5 protein-coding genes are annotated in these 4,084 nt (G+C 40.4%); all 5 read right to left on the reverse strand.

Translation table 11 applies throughout. The annotated features are described in order from the left end of the window. A partial coding sequence (locus C7Y70_RS19355) for an RHS repeat-associated core domain-containing protein (protein ID WP_135476585.1) occupies positions 1–632 on the reverse strand: 632 nt, incomplete at its 3' end. A 209-nt stretch (positions 633–841) separates the two neighbouring features. Next, entirely contained in the window at positions 842–1,816 is a 975-nt protein-coding gene (locus C7Y70_RS19360; RefSeq protein ID WP_135476578.1) for a transposase, read from the reverse strand. 598 nt (positions 1,817–2,414) lie between these two features. After that, positions 2,415–2,822 (reverse strand): DUF6210 family protein, encoded by a 408-nt coding sequence (locus C7Y70_RS19370; protein ID WP_135476580.1) that lies wholly within the window; start codon positions 2,820–2,822, stop codon positions 2,415–2,417. 313 nt (positions 2,823–3,135) lie between these two features. Then, positions 3,136–3,459: a hypothetical protein gene (locus tag C7Y70_RS19375; protein WP_135476582.1), complete on the reverse strand. Its 324-nt coding sequence runs from the start codon at positions 3,457–3,459 to the stop codon at positions 3,136–3,138. Next, positions 3,459–4,084 (reverse strand): hypothetical protein (locus C7Y70_RS19380; protein ID WP_210114680.1); only part of this gene is annotated, 626 nt, incomplete at its 5' end. The genes C7Y70_RS19380 and C7Y70_RS19375, both read right to left, overlap by 1 nt.

Below are 4,084 nucleotides of genomic sequence, written 5' to 3' on the forward strand. Positions count from 1 at the left end.
TGAGCCAAAGGGTCATTTTTAGCATTTTGTTGTTGACTGTTAATATCCATAGGTGAGTTATTACCTACTGAGAACTTACCACCAACATCAGCACCATTTATTGATTCAACTTGGTAAGAGTTGTCATCGTTTGTGTTAACAACCATATTACCATTTTTGGTGACTTGAATACTTTCAACGTCATCCATCTTTATATTGCCGATATCACATACGCCACTATCATTACATTCGGCGGTATAACCTGTAGGGTCAGTGCCACTGAGCGGGTTATTCATTATGTAAGAATAAGGGTTAATACTCTGGCTATTCGTTGGGCTTTGAATAACAGGGTCTACAGACATAAACCGCCCAAGATTATAATCGTACACCCGCCCGTTCATATGGATCAGCTCTACATTATCTAAATGCTCGTGGTCAGTAAAGCCTCTTCTTGTTTTGGCATCCTCTAAATCATCAAGCTTTGAATTGCCATACGCCTTTAAGTCGCCACTTGCCAGCCTAGGTTTTCCAAATGGGTCAAAATTACGCTGTGCTATGGCATAACCGTTGTGGTCGGTAAATACCCGTGCGCTGCCTAGGCGGTCACGGTGTGTATAACGAATTGTGGCCCCTTCACCTGTGGTTTGGCTTATTACCGCTAAATAAACTAGACAGCCACTTTAATTGAGCAAATATAACAGTGCTATTAAGTTTACCATTTTGGGCTAAAACTTATCTCTTTTTCTATTATCACTCGCTCATCGTTCATTAAGCGAGTGTTTATCACTGTTAAACCTAAATTACACGCACGAAAACAACTGCATGAATGCAGTTTTAATTCTTTATCGAAGACTTTTAAACTTTATGCCAGTAGCTTTTCGCTGTTGCTAACGTTGCTACGCCGTTTTCTGTTCAAGTTTTCACAGTAACTCTCTTGTGAGGTCCTCCTACCTACTGCGCCATGAAATACGCGCGTAAATTGCGTGGTCAGTTTTAACCAGTTTTCTGAGGATATATTCACTCTTTCTAGTAAAGGTAAATGTGTGCTTTCAATATACCCGCGTTTGCCTTCTCGTATACAACGCCCTGTTAATTCAACTAGTTCAAGGTAGGATTTAAGTTCAAACGGTAACCCTTTTGGCATGATTTGACGTGGCATGCCAGCAAAACGCAATAGTTTTTTTGGTTGCTTGCTTTTTGTTGCGCTTTCAATGCGTTTTTGAATACTCGTATGTGATGACTCTTCTGGCGTGTTTGCCATTTTTGCCCTGATAGGATTTAAATCAACGTATGCCATACAGGCTGCCAATGCTGCTTCATCAAGAAGCGCTTGTGACTTGAACCGTCCTTCCCAGAACCTGCCTGTACAGTTATCTTCTTTATTCGCTTTACGCGCTATATGTTCATTTAGCAACCGCATAAACCAGCTAATACTTGATAAGCGTTCGCGATACTGTTTGACCGTTTGATTAAAAAAGATAAGTTCAGCTTTACTTAGCTTCTCACCTTGTAAATATCTTTGCGTAAGTATGGTGCCTTTACACAGCTTGTGCCAGCGAATAACAATCGCTTTATCATTTAGCCGCTCCGCTTTTTTATCATCAACATACAGCACTAAATGAGTGTGGTTACTCATGACTGCATAAGCACACACATCAATGCAAAATACCTTGCCTAACTCTAACAGTTTATCTTCAACCCAGCCTCTGCGATGCTCAAAAGACTGACCTGTAAAACGATCTTCACCGCACAAAAAAGCACGTCGAACACAACGTGAAATACAGTGATAATACTTTGTATCAACCAAACTTACTTGACGCTTTCTTGCAATTGCCATGTATCACCCTGTTTGTTTTTTGCACTAATTGAAAGTTAGTTGAAAATATAAAAAATACAAACATTAGGATGGGTGTCTTCTTTATTTTGGTTTCTACGTCGAACACAACGTGAAATACAGTGATAATACTTTGTATCAACCAAACTTACTTGACGCTTTCTTGCAATTGCCATGTATCACCCTGTTTGTTTTTTGCACTAATTGAAAGTTAGTTGAAAATATAAAAAATACAAACTTTAGGGTGGGTGTCTTTTTATTTACTTTCAAGATTATCAACAAAATCCTGACAAGAAATTAAATCCGCATTTATCTCGTTTACTTAAACGAATGAGATATCTTTCTCGTAAATATTAGCTTTATTGAGCATATAAAATCAGCACAGCCTTCATGTTATCTCAGTAAGCAGTGTCACTTAAAAACAGCAGAGCTAGCTATTTGAGCCAGCCCCACTAAATTAGTGGCACTTACACTGATTGCACAGTCTGCTGTTAGCAAGTGCGCAGTTCTACTGGGATAAGCCGCGCACTTGATAGCCTTTACACGGTAATTGAACCTGCTCTATTACACAAGCGAGGCCATCCTTTTAGCTTGTTTACAATTAGTCACTATTAGACCAAGTTAAGATACCCTTCATCTCATTTTCACAACTTATAGGATTACTCTCCGTGCTCTTTATAATTACGTATACCCATGACTCAATTGAATCTTCTAGCTTTGTAGTATCAACTGAAATTCCGTTTGTTTCAGGGTTATTTTGCAATAGCTTATCTATAGACATTGCCAACTTTGTACTAACTGATTCTGAGTTTTTAAAAAGCTGACTTAATTTATATTCTAGAGAAGATTCAAAATCATAAGGGTCGCAATCAAAATTGAAAGGAACAAAATACCCTTCCATTTCAGAATGAAAGCAAGCTGTCCCTCCAGTCTGGTTAAAGTAGAGGCAATTAGATTTAGCCTGAATAATTAAACCTGCGCCTACCATGTCCCATAAACATATCTTCATTACTTTATTTTCCCTTTCTAAAACGAGTGAGGGCTATGAATATATGAATCAAGCACAACCCCTTGATTTGCAGCAGCCCTAACAAACCTCTGGTCTGAAGAAACTTTAGGGTGGGTGTCCTTTTTATTTTCTTCTGTAATCTTCTAAGTTGCTGATATTACTCATCTGGCTCTCCATAACTTTCGAGATTATAGTCGAAAGTAGGAAAGATTTATACGGATGGCTTGATGATGGAGGTTGCTAGCAATGCTGAGGTTGGTACGAAGCTGTGATGATGGGTAGTGGCTTTTATCACTACCCATCAACACTCACCTTAAAGTGGGATATCTTCTATCTCATATTTCTCGAACTTGCATTCTGCAACGACAACACCCAGCAATTCAATGATTGCAACGCCTTCGCTTAAAAAGTCCTCGCCGAGCATTTCGGGTGAAATAATTGTTAGCAGTCCAGAGCCGGACTGCCCTTTAAGTATCACGCTAGGACTTAAAGCTGACAGCATTCCAATACTGCTCCTATCTTTGAATCGCACTGTAAACCTCGTATCATCAACTAGCTTGTATGTATTTTCGCCGCTGTCATAGCTTAAGTGGCTCACCTTAACTTCCGCTGTCATTTTCTTTATTGATTGCTGCATTACCTTAGCTCCTGAATTCCGCCGTATCTTTTAGCGCTAGTATTAACTTGGTTTAACTGAGATGGTGATGATGCAGTCAAATACAAAAACGACCTACCATTTATTGCATCTGTATTTGGGTATAGTCTAGCTGCAACTCTAGTAGATATGCGTGCTGAGAATATACTGTATTTCGAATTGCTCCCCTCTAGTACTGGAAGTACTTTTTGAAATGCGGCTGCGTCAGTGTAATTAAGTGTAAACTGTTTCGGGAATCCGCTAGGGCCGTATCTGAACACGGTTGATGAGCGTATGTCGGCAGACTCCGTAGGGGATGCACTTCTAAATATGGTAATAAAGTCCTCATTCCTAGCGTGGGCCTCGCTAATAGCCATCCCTAGCTGCCTCCCCATTTCTTTTGAGTGCGCTTCTTGTTCTGCAAGCATACTGGGAGGAAGCGTCCCGTCCGCAAGCTCAGGTGAGTAAGTTAGAAGTCCCAGACCAAGACCTAACGCTCTGCCAACTATAGCACCCAGTGATGTTCGTGTCGTCGCACCTTCCGCTGTTGCTGCTGCGGCACTCATGGGTAATGCTACGGTCGTTGCTGAGGCGTTCTGGTCTACATTGGTACTAGGCAAATCAATAA

Source organism: Pseudoalteromonas sp. KS88, from assembly GCF_004766475.1.
Lineage (GTDB): Bacteria > Pseudomonadota > Gammaproteobacteria > Enterobacterales > Alteromonadaceae > Pseudoalteromonas.